At 67.6% G+C, this 21,630-nt stretch carries 19 protein-coding genes and 1 pseudogene; 9 read left to right on the top strand and 11 right to left on the bottom strand.

The genetic code is table 11. The features are described 5' to 3' along the window. Positions 1 to 27: 27 nt before the first annotated feature. Together HND92_RS08495 and HND92_RS08490 are read right to left on the bottom strand one after the other, a co-directional pair. Positions 28 to 621, bottom strand: coding sequence for an energy-coupling factor transporter transmembrane protein EcfT (locus HND92_RS08495; protein WP_172206729.1), 594 nt, complete (start codon positions 619 to 621; stop codon positions 28 to 30). A gap of 17 nt (positions 622 to 638) precedes the next feature. After that, positions 639 to 1,421 (bottom strand): energy-coupling factor ABC transporter ATP-binding protein, encoded by a 783-nt coding sequence (locus HND92_RS08490; protein ID WP_172206728.1) that lies wholly within the window; start codon positions 1,419 to 1,421, stop codon positions 639 to 641. Between the two features lie 317 nt (positions 1,422 to 1,738). Between HND92_RS08490 and HND92_RS08485 the strand changes: the two genes are divergently transcribed. After that, positions 1,739 to 2,923: an MFS transporter gene (locus HND92_RS08485; RefSeq protein WP_172206727.1), complete on the top strand. Its 1,185-nt coding sequence runs from the start codon at positions 1,739 to 1,741 to the stop codon at positions 2,921 to 2,923. Between the two features lie 101 nt (positions 2,924 to 3,024). Here the strand turns inward: HND92_RS08485 and HND92_RS08480 are convergent, their stop codons facing one another. Next, a complete protein-coding gene (locus tag HND92_RS08480) occupies positions 3,025 to 3,372 on the bottom strand; it encodes an ankyrin repeat domain-containing protein (RefSeq protein WP_103738341.1) in 348 nt (115 codons plus the stop codon). Positions 3,373 to 3,541: 169 nt separating this feature from the next. Between HND92_RS08480 and HND92_RS08475 the strand changes: the two genes are divergently transcribed. Further along, complete coding sequence (locus HND92_RS08475; RefSeq protein ID WP_172206726.1) at positions 3,542 to 4,147, top strand: trans-aconitate 2-methyltransferase; 606 nt, start codon at positions 3,542 to 3,544, stop codon at positions 4,145 to 4,147. Between the two features lie 102 nt (positions 4,148 to 4,249). Here HND92_RS08475 and HND92_RS08470 read toward each other — a convergent pair whose 3' ends face one another. Next, positions 4,250 to 5,224: a tripartite tricarboxylate transporter substrate binding protein gene (locus HND92_RS08470; protein ID WP_103738335.1), complete on the bottom strand. Its 975-nt coding sequence runs from the start codon at positions 5,222 to 5,224 to the stop codon at positions 4,250 to 4,252. Positions 5,225 to 5,785: 561 nt separating this feature from the next. On the opposite strand from HND92_RS08470, the gene HND92_RS08465 reads away from it, so the two are divergent. Both HND92_RS08465 and argA read left to right on the top strand, forming a co-directional pair. Continuing rightward, complete coding sequence (locus HND92_RS08465) at positions 5,786 to 6,934, top strand: acyltransferase (protein WP_172206725.1); 1,149 nt, start codon at positions 5,786 to 5,788, stop codon at positions 6,932 to 6,934. 287 nt (positions 6,935 to 7,221) lie between these two features. Continuing rightward, positions 7,222 to 8,568: an amino-acid N-acetyltransferase gene (gene argA, locus HND92_RS08460; RefSeq protein WP_015913105.1), complete on the top strand. Its 1,347-nt coding sequence runs from the start codon at positions 7,222 to 7,224 to the stop codon at positions 8,566 to 8,568. A gap of 3 nt (positions 8,569 to 8,571) precedes the next feature. On the opposite strand, the gene bla is transcribed toward argA, so the two are convergent. Beyond that, complete coding sequence (gene bla, locus HND92_RS08455; protein ID WP_172206724.1) at positions 8,572 to 9,462, bottom strand: class A beta-lactamase; 891 nt, start codon at positions 9,460 to 9,462, stop codon at positions 8,572 to 8,574. Between the two features lie 103 nt (positions 9,463 to 9,565). Between bla and HND92_RS08450 the strand changes: the two genes are divergently transcribed. The 5 genes and pseudogenes from HND92_RS08450 (at position 9,566) to HND92_RS08430 (ending at position 15,571) form a co-directional block, all read left to right on the top strand. After that, complete coding sequence (locus HND92_RS08450; RefSeq protein ID WP_011805536.1) at positions 9,566 to 10,432, top strand: LysR family transcriptional regulator; 867 nt, start codon at positions 9,566 to 9,568, stop codon at positions 10,430 to 10,432. 136 nt (positions 10,433 to 10,568) lie between these two features. Further along, positions 10,569 to 10,928, top strand: coding sequence for a DUF2946 family protein (locus tag HND92_RS08445; protein ID WP_253940124.1), 360 nt, complete (start codon positions 10,569 to 10,571; stop codon positions 10,926 to 10,928). Between the two features lie 166 nt (positions 10,929 to 11,094). Continuing rightward, a pseudogene (locus HND92_RS08440) lies at positions 11,095 to 13,304 on the top strand (TonB-dependent receptor). Positions 13,305 to 13,320: 16 nt separating this feature from the next. After that, positions 13,321 to 14,874, top strand: a complete 1,554-nt coding sequence (locus HND92_RS08435; RefSeq protein WP_172209210.1) for a PepSY-associated TM helix domain-containing protein — start codon at positions 13,321 to 13,323, stop codon at positions 14,872 to 14,874. 25 nt (positions 14,875 to 14,899) lie between these two features. Next, positions 14,900 to 15,571, top strand: a complete 672-nt coding sequence (locus HND92_RS08430) for a glutathione S-transferase (protein WP_103738328.1) — start codon at positions 14,900 to 14,902, stop codon at positions 15,569 to 15,571. Between the two features lie 86 nt (positions 15,572 to 15,657). Here the strand turns inward: HND92_RS08430 and HND92_RS08425 are convergent, their stop codons facing one another. From HND92_RS08425 to HND92_RS08400, 6 genes are all read right to left on the bottom strand, one after another. Next, positions 15,658 to 16,185 carry a disulfide bond formation protein B gene (locus HND92_RS08425; protein ID WP_172206722.1) on the bottom strand — a complete coding sequence of 176 codons (528 nt, stop codon included), beginning with the start codon at positions 16,183 to 16,185 and terminating at the stop codon, positions 15,658 to 15,660. 59 nt (positions 16,186 to 16,244) lie between these two features. After that, positions 16,245 to 17,372, bottom strand: a complete 1,128-nt coding sequence (locus HND92_RS08420) for a sulfate/molybdate ABC transporter ATP-binding protein (protein ID WP_011805541.1) — start codon at positions 17,370 to 17,372, stop codon at positions 16,245 to 16,247. Between the two features lie 11 nt (positions 17,373 to 17,383). Further along, positions 17,384 to 18,295, bottom strand: coding sequence for a sulfate ABC transporter permease subunit CysW (cysW, locus tag HND92_RS08415; protein ID WP_088886958.1), 912 nt, complete (start codon positions 18,293 to 18,295; stop codon positions 17,384 to 17,386). Then, positions 18,292 to 19,143, bottom strand: a complete 852-nt coding sequence (cysT, locus tag HND92_RS08410) for a sulfate ABC transporter permease subunit CysT (RefSeq protein ID WP_011805543.1) — start codon at positions 19,141 to 19,143, stop codon at positions 18,292 to 18,294. The genes cysW and cysT overlap by 4 nt, the downstream gene beginning before the upstream one ends. A 147-nt stretch (positions 19,144 to 19,290) precedes the next feature. Then, positions 19,291 to 20,298, bottom strand: coding sequence for a sulfate ABC transporter substrate-binding protein (locus HND92_RS08405; RefSeq protein WP_011805544.1), 1,008 nt, complete (start codon positions 20,296 to 20,298; stop codon positions 19,291 to 19,293). Between the two features lie 281 nt (positions 20,299 to 20,579). Beyond that, positions 20,580 to 21,533: a LysR family transcriptional regulator gene (locus HND92_RS08400; protein ID WP_172206721.1), complete on the bottom strand. Its 954-nt coding sequence runs from the start codon at positions 21,531 to 21,533 to the stop codon at positions 20,580 to 20,582. Between the last annotated feature and the right edge of the window lie 97 nt (positions 21,534 to 21,630).

Genomic DNA, 21,630 nt, shown 5'->3' with positions numbered 1-21,630 from the left:
TGGGTCGACAAGAAAAAACAGGAATAGTCAGCCGCCCAAACGGGCGTAGAGGGCATCGGCCACACGCTGCGCCCCCTGCAGCATCTGCACGGTGAGCGGCGCGATCAGCCGCAGGCCGCCGGCGCGGCCGGTGCGCAGGCGGTGGGCTTCGTCCAGCTTCTTCCACTGCACGAAGAAATGTTCGGTGAACCGCAGCATCAGCGCCAGTTGCAGCGACACGCGCTCCGGCCGCAGGCCAAGGTGCGCCAGGGGCCGCAGCAGCGCATCCAGCACCTGCAGCAAGTCCGTGGGACGCGTGCTCACGGTGAGCGCCACCCCCAGTGTGGAGGCGCAGGCCAGGCGCAGCGCGCTCACCGCCGCCACCTCGGGCCGGCCCATCCACAGGTGAAAGCCCGCCACCAGCGCCGCAGCGATGAACACCGACACGATGAGCCGGCGCGCCACGCGCGTGGCCGGCCCCAGGCTCCACCACAACAGTGCGCACGCCACGCCCGCCGCCGCCAACGCCCCCGGCGCCGACAGCACGAACAGCAACGTGCCCAGCACCGCCATGCCGGCCAGCTTGCACCCCGCGGGCCAGCGGTGCAGCCAGGTGAGGTGTTCGCTGTAGAGGCTACCCATGGCATTGCATCCTTCGCTCAGGCCGCGGCGCGCATATGGGCATGTGGCATGCCCGCCGCGGCGCGGGCCCGCGCCACCTGTTGGGCAACGGCGGCTTCATACGCCGCGCACACATCGTGGCCGCGGCCGTCCGCCTGCACCCGGCCTTCATGCAGCCAGACCACGCGCGGGTAGTCGCGCACATGCTCCAGCACATGGGTGGACACCACCACCTGCCGCCCGCAGGCGGCAATGTCATCGGCCAGCCGTGCCTGCCCCGGCAGGTCCAGGCTGGCGAAGGGTTCGTCCAGCAACAGCGTTCGCGGCCCGGCGAGCAGCAATGCAAGCCAACAAACGTGCTGGCGCTGGCCCTGGCTCAACGCCCCGACCGCGCGCGCGGCCCAGTCGGCAAGGCCCCGTTCGGCCAGGAAGGCGCGGGCGCGCGCCAGCGCATCACGCCGGGACAGGCCCTGCGGTTGCAGGCCCAGGGCGAGTTCCTCTTCCACCGTGGGGAAGATGATTTGATCGTCGGGGTTCTGGAACATCATGCCAACGCGCTGGGCCCGCAATTGCCCTTGCGGCAGTGCCTGCAAATCTTGCCCGTGCGACAGCACCTGGCCGTCGTCGGGCACCTCCAGCGCGCACAACAGCCGCAGCAGGCTGGTCTTGCCTGCGCCGTTGTGGCCGATCAGTCCAATGCGCGGCTCGGCCAGCGTGAGATCAAGCCCGTCAAAGACCTGCGTGACACCGCGGCGCAGGCGCACCTGCCGCACTTGCAGCACGGGAGCGTCAGAGGGGTGAGAGGAACAGGAGGGGGGCATGCCAAAAAGCCAAGCAAATTCGCCGCGGATTCTACGCCCCTTAAAAATCCTTTTCTTTCAGCAAAAAGCATCTATCGCCAATCAATTTCCACTAATAAGCAGGCAAATCACACCCGCAACCTTCAGCAAAAGAGCACAAAAATCCGGCCCTTTCAACGCAGTTATCTTCAACTGGGCTCATTTGCGACAACCCACCCTCTTCATGCCACCATCTGCATCCTTTATCGCGTCATCTACCGCGAAAAATGATGCATGGTCTATCCCGGAACCGTACGTCCAGCGAAGACAATAGGCGTCCTGTTCGCCGCCTCCCGCCCATGAAGACCTCTTCCACCGCTCTTGAACGCCGCAATCTTGGCCTGCTGGTCGCCGCCCAGTCATTGGGTGGCGCCTCGCCCCCCATCATCATTTCGCTCGGGGGCTTGGTGGGCCAGATGCTGTCGAGCACGCCTACCGCCAGCACGCTGCCCGTGAGCCTGTACCAGCTGGGCCTGGCCCTCTCTACCCTGCCCGCGGCATGGCTCATGCACCGCGCGGGCCGCCGCACGGCCTATCTGCTGGGCGCGGTGCTGGGCGTGCTGTCGGGCTTGATCGCGGCCTGGGGCATCAGCCAGTCGGACTTCCTGCTGTTCTGCCTGGGCACGACGCTGGCGGGCTTCTACGGCGCCTGCGTGCAGAGCTACCGTTTCGCCGCGATCGACGCGGTAGGCGACACCACGCGCCACGCCAGCGCCATATCGCGGGTCATGGTGGGCGGGCTGATCGCGGCCATCATTGGCCCGCAGGTGGTGATCTGGACGCGCGACAGCCTGCCCGCCACGCCGTTCGCCGGCAGTTTCTACAGCCAGGCCGCGCTTGCGCTGCTGGCGTTGCCGCTGCTGCTGGCTCTGCGCCTGCCGCCCGCGCCGCCGCGTGCCGAGTCGCATGGCGCGCGGCCGCTGTCGCAGATCGCGCGCACGCCGCAGTTCATCGTGGCGGCCATCGCGGGCGTGGTGAGCTATGGGCTGATGGCCTTTCTGATGACGGCCGCTCCCATGGCCATGGTGGGCTGCGGCCACAGCGTGGGCGAAGCCGCCCTGGGCATCCAGTGGCATGTGCTCGCCATGTTCGCACCCAGCTTCTTCACCGGCCGTCTGATCGCCCGTTGGGGCAAGCGCGCCGTAACGGGCCTGGGGCTGGTGCTGATTGCCGCGTCGGGCCTGCTGGCCCTGATGGGACTGGCGCTCACCCATTTCTGGGGCGCTCTGGTGCTGCTGGGCGTGGGCTGGAACTTCGGCTTCATCGGCGCCACGGCCCTGCTGGCCGACTGCCACCGCCCGTCCGAGCGCGCCAAGGTGCAGGCGCTGAACGACTTCCTGGTCTTCGGCACCGTGGCCGTGGCGTCCTTCGGCTCGGGCCAGTTGCTGCACAGCGTCGGCTGGGGCGGCATCAACGCCGGCATGCTGCCCATGGTGGCGGTGGTGCTGGCGCTGCTGGGCTGGCAGAGCCTGCGCCAGCGCTGAGGGGCTGCTACCCAAGGCTGATTACTCCTTTTTTTATAGCTGCCAGCGCTTTATCAGTAAGCGCTACAGCACAATAACGCCTTAGCGCTACGCCCCGCGCGCTACAACGGCAGCCAGCGCCGCCACGCTGCCACGCGCCTGGGCGGCGGCACGTCGCGCGCACCCCGGCTGCGCAGCAGTGCGGCCAGCTCACCGCGGCCATGGCGCAGCGCAGCCTGCAGCGGCGTGAGCCCGTCGAACTCCGACAGCAGGTGCGGGTCCGCCCCGTGCTCCAGCAGGTAGCGCGCCACCGCATCGTGGCCCTGCACCAGGCTGGCGACGAGCGGCGTGCACAGCACCTCGGGGTGCTGGTAGTTGGGATCCACGCCCGCGCTGATGTGATAGCGCACCCGGGCCAGATCCCCCGTGGAGGCGGCGGCGTACAGGTCTTTCCAGTCTCCGGCGGACATGGGCGCTCCTTTCATCGGGTTCTCATACGGCACTGCCGCGCAATATAGACGCCGCAGTACGCGTGGCACACCGGGGGGCCCCCCATGGCAACCGCCCGCCATCGCGATGGACTGGTCCATACTCCCGGAGAGCGGTACCAGCCCGGCGCCGCCTTCTTCAGGAGCATGCGTGCAATCGGCGTGTGAGCAGTGGTTTGACGAGGCGTACTACCAGCGCTACTACTTCGACAAGAAAACCAGCGTGGTGGACCCCGGCCATGCGCAGCGGCTGGGCAGCTTCGTCTGCAGCTATCTGCACTACCTGCGCGTGCCCGTGGCACGGGTGCTGGACGTGGGCTGCGGCATCGGTCTGTGGCGGGACATGGTGCAGCACCACCTGCCCGGCGCGCTCTACCAGGGCGTGGAGTACAGCCCCTACCTGTGCGAGCGTTTCGGGTGGGAGCGCGGCTCGGTGGTGGACTACACGGCGCGCGAGCCTTTCGACTTCGTCATCTGCCAGGGCGTGCTGCCTTACCTGGGCACGCAGGACCTGGCGCGGGCGCTGGACAACCTGGGGCGCCTGTGCCGCGGCGCGCTGTACCTGGAGGCCGTCACGCGCGAGGACTACGAGCGCGACATCATCGACGAAGACCTGACCGACCCGCGCCTGTACCGCCACCGCGCGTCGCTGTACCGCCGCGGCCTTGCGCGGCACTTCATCGACATGGGCGGGGGCCTGTGGCTCAGCCGCCAGGCGCAGGTGCCGCTGTTCGCCCTGGAGGCTCCGGGACAGTAGCAGCACTCATTGATTGATAGCTGCCCGCGCTTGACCGGTGGGCGTCAGACGCAAAAAAGGCCGTGAATCCTCACGGCCTTTTTTGTCACCTATTGCATGCGTTTAGTCCGCCGTAGCGCCCGATGCCTTGACCGCAGCGCCCCACTTCTGAATGTCGGCGGCGATCAGCTTGGCAAAGTCGGCCGTGCTCAGGCCATAGGCCTCGGCGCCCAGGTCGGAGATTTTCTGCTTCACGTTCTCCTGGGCCAGGATCTCACGCACGTATTTGTTCATGCGCTCGGCCAGGTCCTGGGGCAGGCCCTTGGAGCCGATCATGCCGTACCAGGGCTCGGCCTCGAAGCCGGGAAAGCCCTGCTCCGCCAGCGGCTTCACGCCCGGGAACTTGGGCGAGGCGGTCTTGCTGGTGATGGCCAGCGCCTTGATCTTGCCGGCCTCGATCTGCGGCTTGAGCGGCACGGGGTTGTCGATGGCGTACTGCACTTCGTTGGACATCACGGCCAGCACCAGCGGCGCGGAGCCCTTGTAGGGCACGTGCATGGTCTTGGCCTTGGCCTGCATGTGGAACATCTCCACGATCATGTGCTGGGGCGAGCCCGCGCCGGCCGAGCCGAAGTTGATCTTGTCGGCCTTGATGAGCTTGAGCAGCTCGTCCACCGAGTTGATGCCCGAGTTGGCGCCCGTGACCAGCAGGAACGGCGCCTTGGCCAGCGGGGTGATGGGCGTGAGGTCCTTCACCGGGTCGTAGGGCACGTTCTTGTACAGCGTGGGCGAAATCACCACCGGGCTGCTGGAGCCCACCAGGAAGGTGCCGCCGTCGGGCTTGGCGCGGCTCACGTAGGCGGTGGCGATGTTGCCGTTGGCACCGGCCTTGCTTTCCACGATCACGCTGGCAGTGATGCGCTTTTCCAGCTCGTTGGCGATGATGCGCGCCAGCATGTCGCTGGTGCCGCCGGGTGCGTAGGGCTGCACCAGCGTGATGGTCTTGACCGGCCAGGCATCCTTGGCCAGCGCCATCGTGGGTGCGCCTGCGGCCAGGGCCAGGACTGCGCCAGCGGCAAGAACGGTCCTGCGGAACATAAGCTCTCCTTCAGTGAGGGCCCTTGTGGGGCCGGTGTACGAGGCCCGCGAAGGGCCGCTTGCAGAAAAGAAAAAGCGTCCGCTGGGGCGAACGCATCATCAGGGTTAACCCTTTGATGGTAACCGGAAAGACAATTTCACCGCCTCCGCCATGGGCCCCGCGTGCCCGCGGTCACGCCACGGTGGCTTGCAGCGGAACTTCGCACTCACCCGAAAGTCATCACCCTGAATTGGTAGCGACATTTGGTAACCCGCCGCCTATGGACGGCCCCTAGAATCCGACGGCCGGGCGCAGATCCGGCGCGGCACGCAGCGCGTGCCCACGACCGCAGGACCGCTTTCACGGCCTGCCTTACCGACACAGGAGCGAAGGGTGCCGCGCCGTCCTCAGGGACGGCTGGCAGTGTCGACCACTCCCAGCCAGCGCAATGCGGCCAGGCACGGCCTGGGCAGCGCATTGGACTGGCGACAAGCCCATTCCGGGTCGGGATGTGATTGGTGATGAACACGGCGGGCGCCAGGCCTGCCCAGCAATGGAGGTGCCGCGTTTTGGCAGACAAAATGGACAACCCCCGGGTGAACCCCCTCAGCCATGACGGCCGCGCGCCGAGCCTGGCCTACAACAGCGCACTGGACGGACTGCGCGGCGTGGCGATCCTGCTGGTGATCCTGTCGCACGCCCATGCGCCACTGTTCGACGGCGCGTTCTACGGGGTGGACCTGTTCTTCGTGCTCAGCGGTTTCCTGATCACCTCGTTGCTGCTGCAGGAACTGCAAAGCAACGGCCGGCTGGACTACTGGCGTTTTTACCGCCGCCGCTTCTTCCGCCTGATGCCCGCGCTGGCGCTGTTCCTGGGGGCGTACTGCGTGTTCGCGCCGCTGCTGTGGCCGGACCTCACGGACGTGTATTCCGACGCGCTGGTGTCCCTGTTGTACCTGGCCGACTACGGCATCGCCTTCTTCGACAGCCCCGACACGCTGCTGCACATGTGGTCGCTGTCGGTGGAAGAGCACTTCTATCTGGTCTGGCCACCGCTCCTGGTGGTGTTGGCGCGCTTCACGCCGCGCGGCGCGCTGTGGCGCCCGGTGCTGGGCCTGCTGGTGCTGGCGTGGGCCTGGCGCGTGCTGTGGGTGGCGCAGGGCCAGCAGTTCTACGAGATTTTCTTCCGCTTCGACACCCGCGCCACGGGCCTGCTGGCCGGCAGCCTGCTGGCTACGCTGCTGCACGAGCAACCCGCCTGGTTCCAGGCGCTGCGCCAGCGGCTGCACCATTTCATGTGGGTGGTGCTGGCCGTGCCGCTGCTGATGGCCCAGTCCTGGGACGACATGAACGCCATGCTCTGGGGCATGACGGTGGTGGAATGCGCCGCCCTGGTGGTGCTGCTGGCGGTGCAGCAGCACCGCGGCGCACTGCACCAGATGCTGAGCGCACCGGCCCTGATGCTGGTGGGCAAGCTGTCGTACGGCATCTACCTGTGGCACTACCCCGTGGTGCGCTACCTGCGCGCCGACCTGCCGTGGCCGGCCGTGGTCGTGCTGGGCTTCCTGATCTCGGCGGCACTGGCGGCGCTGTCGTACTACACCGTGGAACGCTGGGCCATGCGCTGGCGCGATGCCCGCCCCGCCCAGCGCAAGCCGGCCCCCGTGCGGACGGCGCGGCCGGCTGCCGCACGTGGTTCGCTGGCGCTGTCGGCGCGCGGCGAGCGCTGATGGCCGCGTGGGCAGCTATTATTTGAATAGCTGTCTGCGCTTGTCCTGCGGTGGATTCCAAAAGAAAACCCTTCGGAAACCATCACAATCAAGCGCTGGCAGCTATTATTTGAGGAGCATTCCTCCTCCCTCCCCGCGCTGCCCGCGGCACGGCGCGCAGCCCGCTACACTGCGGCCTGCGCTTGCTGACGCCCCTGCCCTGGTACAGGCGCACGGGAAGCCGCGAGCGCTTTTCGTCTCCGCCCCTCTTTTCACCGCTCCACCGCCAACCCTTTGACGCACCGCCCATGTCCACGGTCTTCAACTTCACCTTCGTTCCCTGGTTCCGGTCCGTGGCGCCGTACATCCACAAGTTCCGGCACCAGACCTTCGTGGTGGGCCTGACGGGTGAGGCCATCGCCGCGGGCAAGCTGCAGAGCATCGTGCAGGACCTGGCGATGATCCAGGCCATGGGCGTGAAGATCGTGTTGGTGCATGGCTTTCGCCCGCAGGTCAACGAACAGCTGCACGCCAAGGGGCACGCCCCGCGCTACTCGCACGGCATGCGCGTGACCGATTCCGTGGCGCTGGACTGCGCCCAGGAGGCCGCGGGCCAGCTGCGCTATGAGATCGAGGCCGCCTTCAGCCAGGGCCTGCCCAACACGCCCATGGCGGGCTCGCGCGTGCGCGTGATCTCCGGCAACTTCCTTACGGCGCGGCCCGTGGGCATCGTGGACGGCGTGGACTTCAAGCACTCGGGCCTGGTGCGCAAGGTGGACGTGGAAGGCATCCGACGCACGCTGGAGTCCGACGCCATGGTGCTCATCTCGCCCTTCGGCTTCTCGCCCACGGGCGAGGCTTTCAACCTGGCCATGGAGGAAGTCGCCACACGCGTGGCCACCGAGCTCAAGGCAGACAAGCTGCTGTTCCTGACCGAAGTGCCGGGCATCCGCATCCAGCCGCTGGAACCCGACGCCGAGGACAACCCCATCGACACCGAACTGCCCCTGGCCGCAGCGCGCCAGCTGCTGGCCCAGTTGCCGCCCGCGCAGCAGCCGACCGATGTGGGTTTTTACCTGCAGCATTGCGTGAGGGCCTGCGAGCACGGCGTGGAGCGCAGCCATATCCTGCCGTTCGCGGTGGACGGCGCGCTGCTGCTGGAGATCTACGTGCACGACGGCATCGGCACCATGGTCATCGACGAAAAGCTGGAAGAGCTGCGCGAAGCCACCATCGACGATGTTGGCGGCATCATCCAGCTCATCGAGCCGTTCGAGCGCGACGGCACGCTGGTCAAGCGCGACCGCACCGAGATCGAGCGCGACATCGCCGCCTACACCGTGATCGAGCACGACGGCGTGATCTTCGGCTGCGCCGCGCTCTACCCCTACCCGGAGGCCGGCACGGCCGAGATGGCCGCCGTCACCGTGTCCCCGCAAAGCCAGGGCACCGGCGACGGCGAGAAGCTGCTCAAGCGCATCGAGCAGCGCGCGCGCATGCTGGGCCTGTCCAGCATCTTCGTGCTGACCACGCGCACCATGCACTGGTTCATCAAGCGGGGCTTTTCGCCCGTGGACCCAGACTGGCTGCCCGACGCACGCAAGCGCAAGTACAACTGGGACCGCAAGAGCCAGGTGCTGGTCAAGAAGCTCTGAGCCTCACCCCGCGGCCGCCAGCCATGCGGCCGCCAGCGACCCCACCTCGGCAATCGCCGCGTCGCGCTGCGCGGGCGCAGCGGGGCACTGCGTGAGATAGCACGCCACCACGGCCGGCGCCCCGCCCTCCGGCCACACCACGCCCACGTCGTTGCTGGTGCCGTTGGCGGTGCCGGTCTTCTCGCCGATGCGCCAGCCCGCCGGCATGCCCGCGCGCAGCCGCTTGTCGCCCGTGAGGTTGCCCAGCAACCAGCCCTGCAACCGCGCCCGTGCCTCGCAAGACAGCGCATCGCCCAGCACCAGTTTCTGCACGGTGTGCACCATGGCGCGCGGCGTGGTGGTGTCGCGCAGTTCGCCCGCAGGCACATCGTTGAGCGCGGGCTCGATGCGGTCCAGCCGTGTGTGCGCATCGCCCAGCGTGCGCAGCCAGGCCGTCAGGCCGGCGGGCCCGCCCTGGCGGCGCAGCAGCAGGTTGGCGGCGCTGTTGTCGCTGAGCACCATGGTGGCCTCGCACAGCTCGGCCACGGTCATGCCGGCGCCGCCCGCGTGCGGCTCGGTGCGCGGGGAATATTCCACCAGATCCTCCCGGCCATAACGCACGCGTGCATCCAGCCGCTCCAGCCCCTGGTCCGCACGCTGCAGCACCTGGCCGGCCAGCAGCAGCTTGAAGGTGCTGCACAGCGCAAAGCGCTCGTCGCCGCGGTAGGTCGCAAGGGCGTCCGAGCCCGTGTCCAGCACGGCCACGCCTAGCCGCCCGCCCACGCGCCGCTCCACCCGGCCCAGCGCGGCCTGCAACTGCTGTGTGGCCTGAGCCCTGTTTTTCTCGACCCCCGTTTGGGCACAACCTACCAGGGGCAGCAGCGCGGCGCCCAGTAACCAGCTTCTTCGGTCCATTGTTTTACCTCGTTATGTGTGGAAAGAAGGCGCCACGATAAGGCGGCACATAGGGCTTGACCATCGACAATAATCGCCACCAGCCCTTAGAAAAACTTCACCCATGCATCTGCCCCTGAATGCGCTGCGGGCCTTCGAGGCGGCGGCCCGCCACCTGAACCTGACACGCGCCGCGGAGGAACTGCACGTCACCCAGACCGCGGTGAGCCAGCACATCCGCAACCTGGAGGAACGCGTGGGCAAGCCGCTGTTTCGCCGCCTGCCGCGCGGCCTGGCATTGACCGATGAGGGCCGCCAGTTGGTGCCCGTGCTGTCCGACAGCTTTGCGCGCATCGGCCAGGCCCTGCAGCGCCTGGCCGACACCCGCCCGCGCGAGGTGCTGACCGTGGGCGTGGTGGGTACGTTCGCCGTGGGGTGGCTGCTGCCGCGCCTGCGCGCCTTCCATGAAAGCCACCCCTTCGTCGACCTGCGCCTGCTCACGCACAACAACCGCGTGGACCTTGCGGGCGAAGGGCTGGACTGCGCCATCCGCTTCGGCGACGGCGCCTGGCACGGCACAGACGCCGAGCGGCTCATGCCCGCGCCGCTGGCGCCCCTGTGCGCGCCAGAAGTGGCTGCGCGCCTGCGCGAACCTGCTGACCTGGGCGCGGAGGCCCTGCTGCGCAGCTACCGTGCCGATGAGTGGCCCGCATGGTTCACCGCCGCGGGCGCGCCCTGCCCCGTGCTGCGCGGCGCGGTGTTCGACTCGTCGCTGACCCTGGCCGAGGCCGCAGCCCAAGGCGCGGGCGTGGCGTTGCTGCCCGTGCGCATGTTCGAGCGCGAACTGCGCCAGGGGCGGTTGGTCCAGCCCTTCGCGTGCACGGCAGCGCTGGGCGACTACTGGCTGTGTCGTCTCAAGTCACGCGCCCCGACCGATGCCCTGCAGGCGTTCCGCGATTGGCTGCTGCGCGAGTCCGCGCCGCCGCAGTGATGCCACCCCGCCAGCAAAACCGCATCAAAAAAGCCTTTCAGGCTTATAGATCAAGCGCCGGCAGCTATAAAACTGGAAGCACCCTGGTTGAAAAATGCCTGCGCGGCGCAGCCCCGCAATGGGCATAATCGCCGCCATGAACTGGCCCCGCCTCTCGCTCACACTGCGCACCTGGATGCTGGGCTGGTTCATGGCTTCACTGGGCGTGGCCGTGGCCTCGCCGCTGGTGCACCCACAGTCCCTGCAGCTGGTGTGCTCGGCCTCGGGCGCGGTGATGCTGATGGTCCAGGCGGACGACGGCAGTGTGGGCGCCATGGGCGCGTCCGGTATGGACTGCCCCTTGTGCGCGCCCGCAGGCGCACCGCCCGCCCCCGAAACCGCGGTGGTCGAGCCGCCTCCACCTTTGGCCCATGCGCTGCAGCCCATCGAGGCGGCGCGCATTGCCGCGGCCACCGCCGCGCCGCTGCCGGCGCGCGGCCCTCCCTCGACTCTCTGACCCTGCCGGGCCGCAAGGAGCCTGCTGGCTCCCCAGGCGGCCCTTGCCACGCCCACGCACTGGGTGTGCCTTGCCGCACGAGACAGCACCACCCCCCGCACACCACTGGGGCGGCGCGCTGCACTCGTCGGCCGTTCTTCCGCAGAGACCGAGAGAGTTTTCACGCATGTTCCGTATCGACATACGCCAGAGCGCCGGCGCGTTCACCTTGGCCGCGCTGGCCGGTGCCGCCTCCGCCCAATCCGCCGACCCGCTGACGCCCACCCTGCCCACCGTGGAGGTAAGCGACGCCACCCAGGCCCCCCGGCCTGCTGCCGCTGGACACCCCGGTGGAGACCGGCAGCCGCCTGGGCCTGACCCCGCGCGAGACGCCCGCCAGCGTCACCGTGGTGGACCGCAGCACCATCGAAGCGCGCGGCGCCCAGGACACCCAGGAAATCCTGCGCGCCATCCCCGGCGTTTCTGCCCACAACGCCCCAGGCTCCATGTCGGCCAGCTACCGTGGCTTCACCGGCAACTCGGTCACCCAGCTCTACAACGGCATCACCGTCCACTACGGCAGCGCGACGCGCGCCGTGGACAGCTGGATTTCGGCAGCGCGACGCGCGCCGTGGACAGCTGGATTTACGACCGCGTGGAGGCCGTGGGCGGTGCATCGAGCTTTCTGTATGGTTCAGGCGCCGTGGGTGGCTCCCTCAACTACATCACCAAGACGGCCGAACGCTACGATTTCAGCGAAGGCCAGCTGCGGCTGGGCCAGAACAACCTCAAGGAAATCTCGCTGGGCCTGAACCGCCGTCTGGGAAGCAGCGATGGCACGGCGGGCACGCAGCATTTCGCGCGCATCGATCTGAACCACCGCAATGCCGGCAGCTGGGTCGAAGGAATGCACACACAATCCACCCAACTGGCTACCTCGCTGCTGTCCGACTTCGGGGGCGGCTTCACGCACACCCTCGCCTACGAACTGCAAAAAGATAACGTGGACCGCCCTTACTGGGGCACACCCACACTCAATCCGACGGCCGGGGAAACCCGAATCGACCGAGCCACCCGGTTCAAGAATTACAACAGCGCCGACGGCATCTACGCTCACCAGGTGCAATGGCTGCGCTCGATTGCCCAATGGCGCACCTCCGATGCGCTGCAGTTCAAGAACACGCTCTATGCCTATGACGCGCTGCGGGACTACCGCAACGTGGAAACCTACCGTTTCAATGCCAGCAACACCCAGGTGATCCGCACGGGCACCTACCTGCAACGCCATGACCAGAAAGTGCTGGGCAACCGTTTCGAAGGCACCTACAAAGGCAGCCTGGCTGGCCGCAAGAGCGACTGGGCCTTCGGCCTGGATGTGAGCGTGAACCGGCAAACGCGCTTCCCCAACGGACTCTCCAGCATCGTGAGCACGGTGGACCCCTACCAGTTCACGACTGAGAACTTCTTCGACATTCCCGACATGCAACCGGGCTTCAACCCGGACCGCGACAACAAAACCACGTCCACGGCCTTGTATCTAGAGAACCGCACTGCGGTGCTCCCCGCCCTCCACCTCGTCACCGCCCTGCGCCACGAGCGCATCGAGCTGGACCTGACCAACCGACGCGCCGTCACGACCGCCAACCCCGCGACCTTCAGCCGCGGCTACCGCCCCACCACGGGACGCATCGGTATGGTCTGGGACATAGCTCCCGACGCGAATCTCTACGCACAGTACGCCACCGCCGGCGATCCGCCCTCCGGCTCGCTCTCCACCGCGACCTTCGGGGATGTGCGCAACAACAGCGAACTGACGACCGGGCGCCAGTTCGAGCTGGGCAGTAAATTCGATTTCTGGGACCGCAAGGGCTCCGCAACCCTGGCCGCTTTCCAGATCACACGCAACAACATCGCCTCGCAGGACCCCAACAACCCCGGCCTGACCATCCTGGTCGGCGAGCAGTCCTCCCGTGGCATTGAACTCGCGGTGGGCCTGCGCCCTTCCGTCCAATGGCAAGTGCAGGCCAACCTGATGGCAACCCGTGCCCGGTACGAGAACTTCATGCAGGGCGGGGTTTCGCTGGCCGGCAAGACCCCACGTTCACGCCCGAACGCGTCGCCAACCTGTGGGTGACCTACGCCATCACCCCCATCCTCCATGCCAGCGCGGGACTGCGCCATGTGGGCAAGACCTATGCCGACGCAGCCAACACCATTTACTGGCCGTCATACACGCTGCTCGATCTGGGGCTGTCCTGGAAGATCAGCAAGACAGCCTCGCTAACCGGGCGCCTGCGCAATGCCACCGACCGGATCTACGCCGCCGAAGGACGCCCGGGCCAGGCCTACCTGGGCGCGCCGCGCACGGCCGACGTGACGCTGCACGTCGCCTTCTGAGCAACCGGAGGCCATGATGGTGCATGCCAAACGCTGGCTGTTTCTGGTCCACCGCTGGCTGGGCGTGCTGCTGTGCGCCTTCTTCGCCATGTGGTTCGTCTCCGGCGTGGTGATGATGTACGTGGGCTATCCCAAGCTCACGCCCGCCGAGCGGCTGATGCACCTGCCGCCGCTGCGCGGCGCCGCCGTGGCGCTGGAGCCCGACCAGGCCCTGGCCGCCGCCGGGCTGCAGGGCCCGCTGCGCGACCTGCGGCTGGCCGTGGCCAGCGGCGGGCGGGCGGTGTACCTGGCCACGCCCCAGCCGTCCAAGGCCGCCCCGCCCGGCGACGCACGCCCGCGCGGCGCCCCGGTGGTGATCGACGCCCGCACCGGCGCCGTGCTCACGGCCGTCGACGCGCCACGGGCATTGGCCAGCGCTGCAGCCTACGCGCAGGGTCCGGCCCATGCCGTTCACGAAGGCAGGCTGCAGGAAGACGCCTTCACCCACTCCCGCGCGCTGGACATGCACCGGCCCCTGCACCGCGTGCGCCTGGGCGATGCACACGACACGGTGCTCTACATCTCCGGCACGACCGGCGAGGTGGTGCGCGATGCCACACGCACCGAGCGCCAATGGAACTACGCGGGCGCGTGGCTGCACTGGCTGTACCCGCTGCGCGGCGGCCTGGTGGACCGCTACTGGGCGGACATCGTCAATGCGCTGTCGCTGCTGGGTATCGCCGCAGTGGTCACAGGCGGCGTGATCGGCATCCTTCGCTGGCGCTTCGCGGGCACCTACCGCAGCGGCCGGCGTACGCCGTTCCCGTCCGCATGGGCGCGCTGGCATCACGTGGCGGGCCTGCTGTTCATGGTCGTCACGCTCGCGTGGATCTTCAGCGGCCTGATGTCCATGAACCCCTGGCGCATCTTCGACAGCGGCGCACCCGCTCTACGCACCAACGCCATGCACGGCGGGCCCCTGCAGCTGCCGCACGCAGGCGCACCCGTGACCGCCCTGCTGCAGGCTGCGCCCACCGACACGCGCGAACTACGCTGGACACGCACCGCCGGCCATGCGCTGGTGCAGGCGCTGCCAGCCTCTGGCCCGCCCACGGTGCTGGACGCGCATACCGCCCTGCCCCACGCATGGCAGCCGGGCGAGCTGGAAGCCACCGCAGCCCGGCTGGTCGATGCGCCGCTGCAGCGCGTCGAGACCCTGCGCGCGTACGACGCTTATTACTACACGCGGGACGCCCACACCATGACCGGCGGCACCGACAAACCGTTGCCCGTGCTGCGGCTGGTGTTCGGCGACCCGCACGCCAGTTGGGTGCACCTGGACCCACACACGGGCGCAGTGCTGGGTCGGCTGGACCGGCACCGCCGCACCTCGCGCTGGCTGTTCGGCCTGCTGCACAGCTGGGACTGGCTGCCGCTGCTGCAGCGCCGGCCGTTGTGGGACGTGCTGCTGGTGGCGCTGAGTGTGGGCGGCACGGTGATCAGCCTGAGCGGCATCGTGCTGGGCTGGCGGCGCGTACGGCGCAAGCTGGGCTGGCACACACCTGCCGCAACCCGTGCCCCGATGCGGTGATGGACAGCGCTGCATACTCGGGCGCATGCCCGCCACGTCTGCCCTGCCCGTTCTGTATTCGTTTCGCCGCTGCCCCTATGCCATCCGCGCGCGCATGGCGCTGGCGGTGAGCGGCCAGCGCTGCGAACTGCGCGAAGTGGTGCTGCGCGACAAGCCGGCGGCGCTGCTGGCCGTATCGCCCCAGGCCACGGTGCCCGTGCTGGTGCTGCCGGGGCAGGTGCTGGAGCACAGCCTGGACATCATGCGATGGGCCTTGGCGGCCCATGACCCGCACGGCTGGCTCAACCCCGGCCGGGGTGACCTGGGCGCCATGCTGGAGCTCATCGCGCAGTGCGATGGTCCGTTCAAGCGGGCGCTGGACCGTTGCAAGTACCCCAACCGCTACCCCGACGCCAGCCCGGCGGACGAACGGGCCGCCGCCCATGCCTGGCTGCGGGTGCTGGAACAGCGCCTGGCCTTGGAGCCGGGCGGGCACCTCTTCGGACCGCGCGCCGCCCTGGCCGACATGGCCATCGCGCCCTTCGTGCGCCAGTTCGCCGGCATCGACGACGCGCAGTGGCAGGCCGCACCCTGGCCACATCTGCGCGCATGGCTGGTGCGCTGGCAGCAGTCGCCGCTGTTCCTGGGCGTCATGCACAAGTACGAGGCCTGGAAGCCCGGCGCGCCGCCCGTGGTCTTCCCACCCACAACCGCGTGAGATGGGTTGGAGACGGGGTGAAGACGAGGTGAAGCGCCGCGGGGCGCCCGAAGGCGCCCCGCGAGAGGTCAAAAAAAGACGCGTAGTTATGCCCGGGCCAGCGTGTCCGGCGCGCCGCGCCCGCCGCGCACCAACAGCACCAGCAGCAGCACGGCAAACACCAAGAACCAGACAAACGACCAGTTGGCGATGGAGCCGCCGAGGAACGTCCAGTCCACCGCCGTGCAGTCGCCCGAGCCGCGGAAGATCATGGGGATGGCGCGGCTGATGGGGTAGTTCTCGATCATTCCGTAGAAGTCGCGCCCGCAAGTGGCGATCTCTGGCGGGTACCACTGCAGCCAGCTCTGGCGCGCCGCCACGAAGGCGCCGAATCCAGCCGCTACCAGGGCCAGCACGCTCCATGTCATCCACCAGCCTTTTTGGCCTCTAGCGCTTGCCAGTCCTGCGAAGACCGCTACACCTATGAGAGCATAGCGCTGCACGATGCACATCGGGCAAGGCTCCAGTCCCACCACATGCTGCAGGTACATGCCAAAGGCCAGCATGGCCACGCAGGCGGCACTGATCAGCGCCAGGATGCGGCGCGGGGCGGTATCAATCCAGTTCAACAACACTTTTTGTTTTCCTTGCAGGGAGCGGCCTCCGCATCCGCTCCCTTGGCAGGCAGCGGCTCTCAGATGCCGGCGGCTTCGTCCAGAAACACCTTGGCGCGCCGCGGTGTCACCACCAGCGTCTCGCCCTCACGCAGCCCCATCTCGTGGAATTGCTGCGCCGGAATCTGCGCTTCGATCAACGCGTCCGAGGGCGCATTGTCCGCCGATTGGGTATCGCCCTCGGGGATTAGTTCCAGCCGCGCGATCGGCCCCACCACAATGGCGCGCGCCAACTGCACCACGATGCCGCGCGGGCGCCCGTGCGCGTCCAGCGCCTGGCCGGGGGAATAGCGCTCCACGTCCAGGTCGTGCGGGCGCACGTAGGCGAACGCGCGCGCATCGTCGGCGTGCTGGGCCTCGGGGCTCTCCAGCTGCATGCCGTCGTCCAGGTACACCCGGCCGTCGTTGGCGCGGCCCTTGAACAGGTTCACGTCGCCCAAAAAGCCATAGACGAAGGGGCTGGCAGGGTTGTCCCACACCTGCTGGGGCGTGCCCTGCTGCTCGATGCGTCCCTGGTTGATGACGACCACGCGGTCGGCCACTTCCAGCGCTTCTTCCTGGTCATGGGTCACGAAGATGCTGGTCACATGCAGCTCGTCGTGCAGGCGGCGCAGCCAGCGGCGCAGCTCCTTGCGCACCTTGGCATCCAGCGCGCCGAAGGGCTCGTCCAGCAGCAGCACCTTGGGCTCCACGGCCAGCGCGCGCGCCAGGGCGATACGCTGGCGCTGCCCGCCCGAAAGCTGGGAGGGATAGCGGTCGGCGATCCAGTCCAGCTGCACGAGTTTGAGCAGGCTCATCACCTTCTCCTTGATCTGCGCTTCGGACGGCCGCTCCTTGCGCGGCTTCATGCGCAGGCCGAAGGCCACGTTGTCGAACACCGTCATGTGCCGAAACAGCGCGTAGTGCTGGAACACGAAGCCTACGCCGCGCTCGCGCACGTGCACGTCGGTCGTGTCCTCGCCGCTGAAGTGGATGCTGCCCACGTCGGGGGTCTCCAGCCCCGCGATGATGCGCAAGAGCGTGGTCTTGCCGCAGCCCGAGGGGCCCAGGAGCGCGATGAGTTCGCCCGACTGGATGTCCAGGCTGACGTCGCGCAGCGCCTGGAAGTCGCCGAACTGCTTGCTGACGTTGCGGATTTCAATGCTCATGTGTTCGTCCTTCAGCGCGGCGCGCCGGGCGCGGGCGCAGGCCGCTCGGGCGGCAGCGCGGCCGCGGCCTTCATTTCCTGTTCGCTCTTCCACTCGGCCACCGACTTGATGACCAGTGTGACCAATGCCAGCAGCGCCAGCAGCGAGGCGGCTGCGAACGCGGCCACCGATTGGTATTCGTTGTAGAGGATCTCCACGTGCAGCGGGATGGTGTTGGTCTGGCCGCGGATGTGGCCCGACACCACCGACACCGCGCCGAACTCGCCCATCGCCCGGGCGTTGCACAGGATCACGCCGTACAGCAGGCCCCACTTGATGTTGGGCAGCGTCACGTGCCAGAAGGTCTGCCAGCCGCTCGCGCCCAGCACCACCGCCGCCTGCTCCTCGTCGTTGCCTTGCGCCTGCATCAGCGGGATCAGTTCACGCGCGATGAACGGGAACGTGACGAACACGGTGGCCAGCACGATGCCCGGCACGGCGAAGATGATCTTGATGTCGTGCGCCGCCAGCCAGGGCCCCAGCCAGCCGTTGGCGCCGAACACCAGCACGTACATCAGGCCCGCCACCACGGGCGAGATGGAGAACGGCAGATCGATCAGCGTGGTCAAGAAGGCCTTGCCCTTGAACTCGTACTTGGCGATGCACCACGCCGCGGCGATGCCGAACACCAGGTTCAGCGGCACGGCGATCACGGCCGTGAGCAGCGTGAGCTGGATGGCGGACCAGGCGTCGGGCTCGCGCAGGCCCTCCAGGTAGGCATTCACACCCTTGCGCAGCGCCTCGGTGAACACGGCGGCCAACGGCAACACCAGGAACAGCAGCAGGAACACCATGGCAAGGCCAATCAGCGCCCACTGGATCCAGCGCGCCTCGGTCGTTCCGGCCTGCGCGCGCCGCACGGTATGGGTGTTCGCGGCGCTCATGCGGGTGCTCCTGCGTGGCGGCGCTGCCAGGCCTGCAAGGCGTTGATGACCAGCAGAAGGACGAAAGAGATCACCAGCATCACCACCGCCACGGCAGTGGCGCCTGCGTAGTCGTACTGCTCCAGCTTGCCGATGATGATCAGCGGCGTGATTTCAGACACCATGGGCATGTTGCCGGCGATGAAGATGACGGAGCCGTACTCGCCCACGGCACGCGCGAACGCCATGGCAAAGCCGGTGAGCAGCGCGGGCATGATGGCCGGCAGGATCACATGGCGAAAGATCTGCCAACGCGTGGCGCCCAGGCTGGTGGCCGCTTCTTCCAACTCTTTCTCGCTGTCTTCCAGCACCGGCTGCACCGTGCGCACCACGAACGGCAGGCCGATGAAAATCAGCGCAATCACAATGCCGTTGGGGTTGAATGCGAGCTGGATGCCCAGCGGCTCCAGGTACTGCCCCACCCACCCATTGCCCGCGAGCAGTGCGGTGAGCGAAATACCGGCGACCGCCGTGGGCAGCGCGAACGGCAGGTCCACCAGCGCATCCACGATCTTCTTGCCCGGGAACTTGTAGCGCACCAGCACCCAGGCGATGAGCAGGCCGAACACCAAGTTCACGCAGGCGGCGATGAACGAGGCACCGAACGTGAGGCGGTACGACGCCAGCACGCGCGGCGACGCCACCGCTTCCCAGAACTGCGGCCAGGTCATGGTGAACGTCTTGAGCAGCAGCGCCAGCAGCGGGATCAGCACGATGATGCTCAGGTAAAACAGCGTGTAGCCCAGCGTGAGGCCAAAGCCGGGCAATACCCTCTTGGCTCGCCTGGGGGCGCTTTTCTTGCCACTCATATGGAGTTATCCGTTATTCGCCGCCAGTCAAAAGCCGGTGCGGCCCACGCCCGCAGGCACCGCGCTTGCATGCGCGGGCACCGCCACCCTACCCGGGCAGTCAGGCCGGGGTGAAGGCGCCAGGCGGCTCAGGGGCGTGTTCACTGCTTACTTGCCAGGCGTGTAGAGCTTGTCGAACTGACCGCCGTCGTTGAAGTGCACCTTCTGCGCTTCGGTCAGCGAGCCAAAGTACTTGGCCACCGTGAACTGCTGGATGGGCTTGAACAGGTCGGCATGCTTCTTGAGCACCGCCTCGGAGCGCGGGCGGATCGCGTGCTTGGCGGCGATCTCCTGCGCTTCATCCGAGTACAGGTAGTCGAGGTAGGCCTTGGCCAGCTCGCCCGTGCCCTTCTTGGCGACCGTGCGCTCCACGATGGCCACGGGGTTCTCGGCCGTCACGCTCACCGAGGGATAGACCGCATCCACCTTGCCCTTGCCGAACTCACGCTCCACCGACACCACCTCCGACTCGAACGTGATCAGCACGTCCCCAATGTTGCGCTGCAGGAAGGTGGCCGTGGCATCACGCCCACCCTTGGCCAGCACGGGCACGTTCTTGTAGAGCTTGCCCACGAACTCCGCCGCCTGCGCGTCGCTGCCGCCCCTCTCGCGCACCGAGCCCCAGGCGCCCAGGTAGGCGTAACGGCCGTTGCCACCGGTCTTGGGGTTCACCACCACCACCTTCACATCGGGGCGGATCAGGTCGTTCCAGTCCTTGATGTTCTTGGGATTGCCGTGGCGCACCAGGAACAGCATGGTGGAGGTGGTGGGCGATGCGTCATGCGGGAATTTCTTGGCCCAGTCCTTCGCCACCACGCCGTTGTCCGCGAGGAACTGCACGTCGGTGGTGGTGTTGAAGGTGACCACGTCGGCGGCCAGGCCATCGTTCACGGCGCGCGCCTGGGCGCTGGAGCCGCCATGGGCCTGGTCTACCTTGATGTCCACGCCCTTGGTTTTCTTGTAGTGGGCGATGAAGGCCTGGTTGTAGTCCTTGTAGAACTCGCGCGCCACGTCATAGGAGACGTTCAGCAGCGCATTGGCCTGGGCCGAGGCCAGCCCGCTGGCCGCCAGGGCCAGCGTGGCGAGAAGGGTCTTGAGCTTGGTTGCCGGGGTCATGGGAGCGCCTCCACGTTGCAGGAAATCATGCATTGTGGAGAGCGCAGGTTAAAACTCAAAAGAATATATTTTTGTAAATTTATCCACGGATGAGCATATGCAATGCCATCTGGCACACAGGCTCCCGGCACCGCCATGGAAAGTCAAATGGGTCTCTAGCCCTTATGCGATAAGCGCTAACAGCTATCAAAAGCAAAGCGCCCTTACATCGCCCCCCCACTGGGGATCAAGCCGCACCGCCCATGCATCCCGCGCTCTTGCGTACACCACGCGCCGCCGCATCAGCGGGGCAGTGCCGCGCCGGCCGTGACCGTGTCGCCCCGCTCACAGACCGCGGCGGAATGGCCGGGCACGGTTTCACCCAGAAAGTCCAGGAAGCTGCGCACCGCCGGCGACAAGCCGCGCCGCGACGCAAACACCGCATGCACCACGCTGCGCGGCTGCGTCCACTGGGGCAGCAGGTGCACCAGCCGGCCCTCCTGCAATTCGGACATGCACATGTAGTCCGGCATCCAGCACAGGCCCGTGCCCGCCAACGCGGCGAATTTGAGCGTCAGAAGGTCGTCGGCCACGTAGCGCGGCGTGAAGTGCACGGTTTCCTCGCGCCCCTCGGGGCCGATCAGGCGCAGGCTGGCGCGCCCGTCGGCCGCGGACATGGCCAGTGTGTCCAGCAGCGCCAGGTCGCGCAGCGAGGTGGGCGTGCCCTGGCGCCGCAGTTGCTCGGGGCTGGCCACCAGCAGCAGGCGCACCTCGTCCAGGCGCTTGACCACCATGCTGCCGCTGTCCTCCAGCGTGGGGCGCACGCGCAGCGCCACGTCCACCCCCTCTTCCACCACGTTCACCACGCGGTTGGTGACCTGCATCTCCAGGCGCACCTGGGGGTGGCGCTGCAGGAACTGCGGCATCAGCTCGGCCACCACCGTCTGCGCCAGCGTCACCGGGCAGGTCACGCGCACGGTGCCGCGCGGTTCGGTCTGTACCTGGTCCACCGTGTCCTGCGCTGCCTGGGCCGAATCGCGCATGGCCTGGCAATGGCGCAGGTAGGCCTCGCCCACCTCGGTGAGCGACAGCGTGCGCGTGGTGCGCTGCAGCAGGCGCACGCCCAGGCGCGCTTCCAACTCGGCCACGCGGCGCGACAGGCGCGACTTCGGGATCCCCAGCGCCCGGCCCGCCGCGGCGAAGCCGCCGCGCTCGGCCACCTCGGCGAAATAAAGCATGTCGTTCAGATCCTGCATCGTGCGCCTTTCGTTCCAAATTCAGAACAATCTATCGCATCACCGCCTGCTTATCAAACATTCGTTCCAAAACGACAATCTATCCATCGCCCCATTG

Source organism: Diaphorobacter sp. JS3050, from assembly GCF_013154915.1.
Lineage (GTDB): Bacteria > Pseudomonadota > Gammaproteobacteria > Burkholderiales > Burkholderiaceae_C > Diaphorobacter > Diaphorobacter nitroreducens.
The sequence above is the reverse complement of the archived record's forward strand: the minus strand, read 5'-3'. Positions and strand labels throughout refer to the sequence as shown.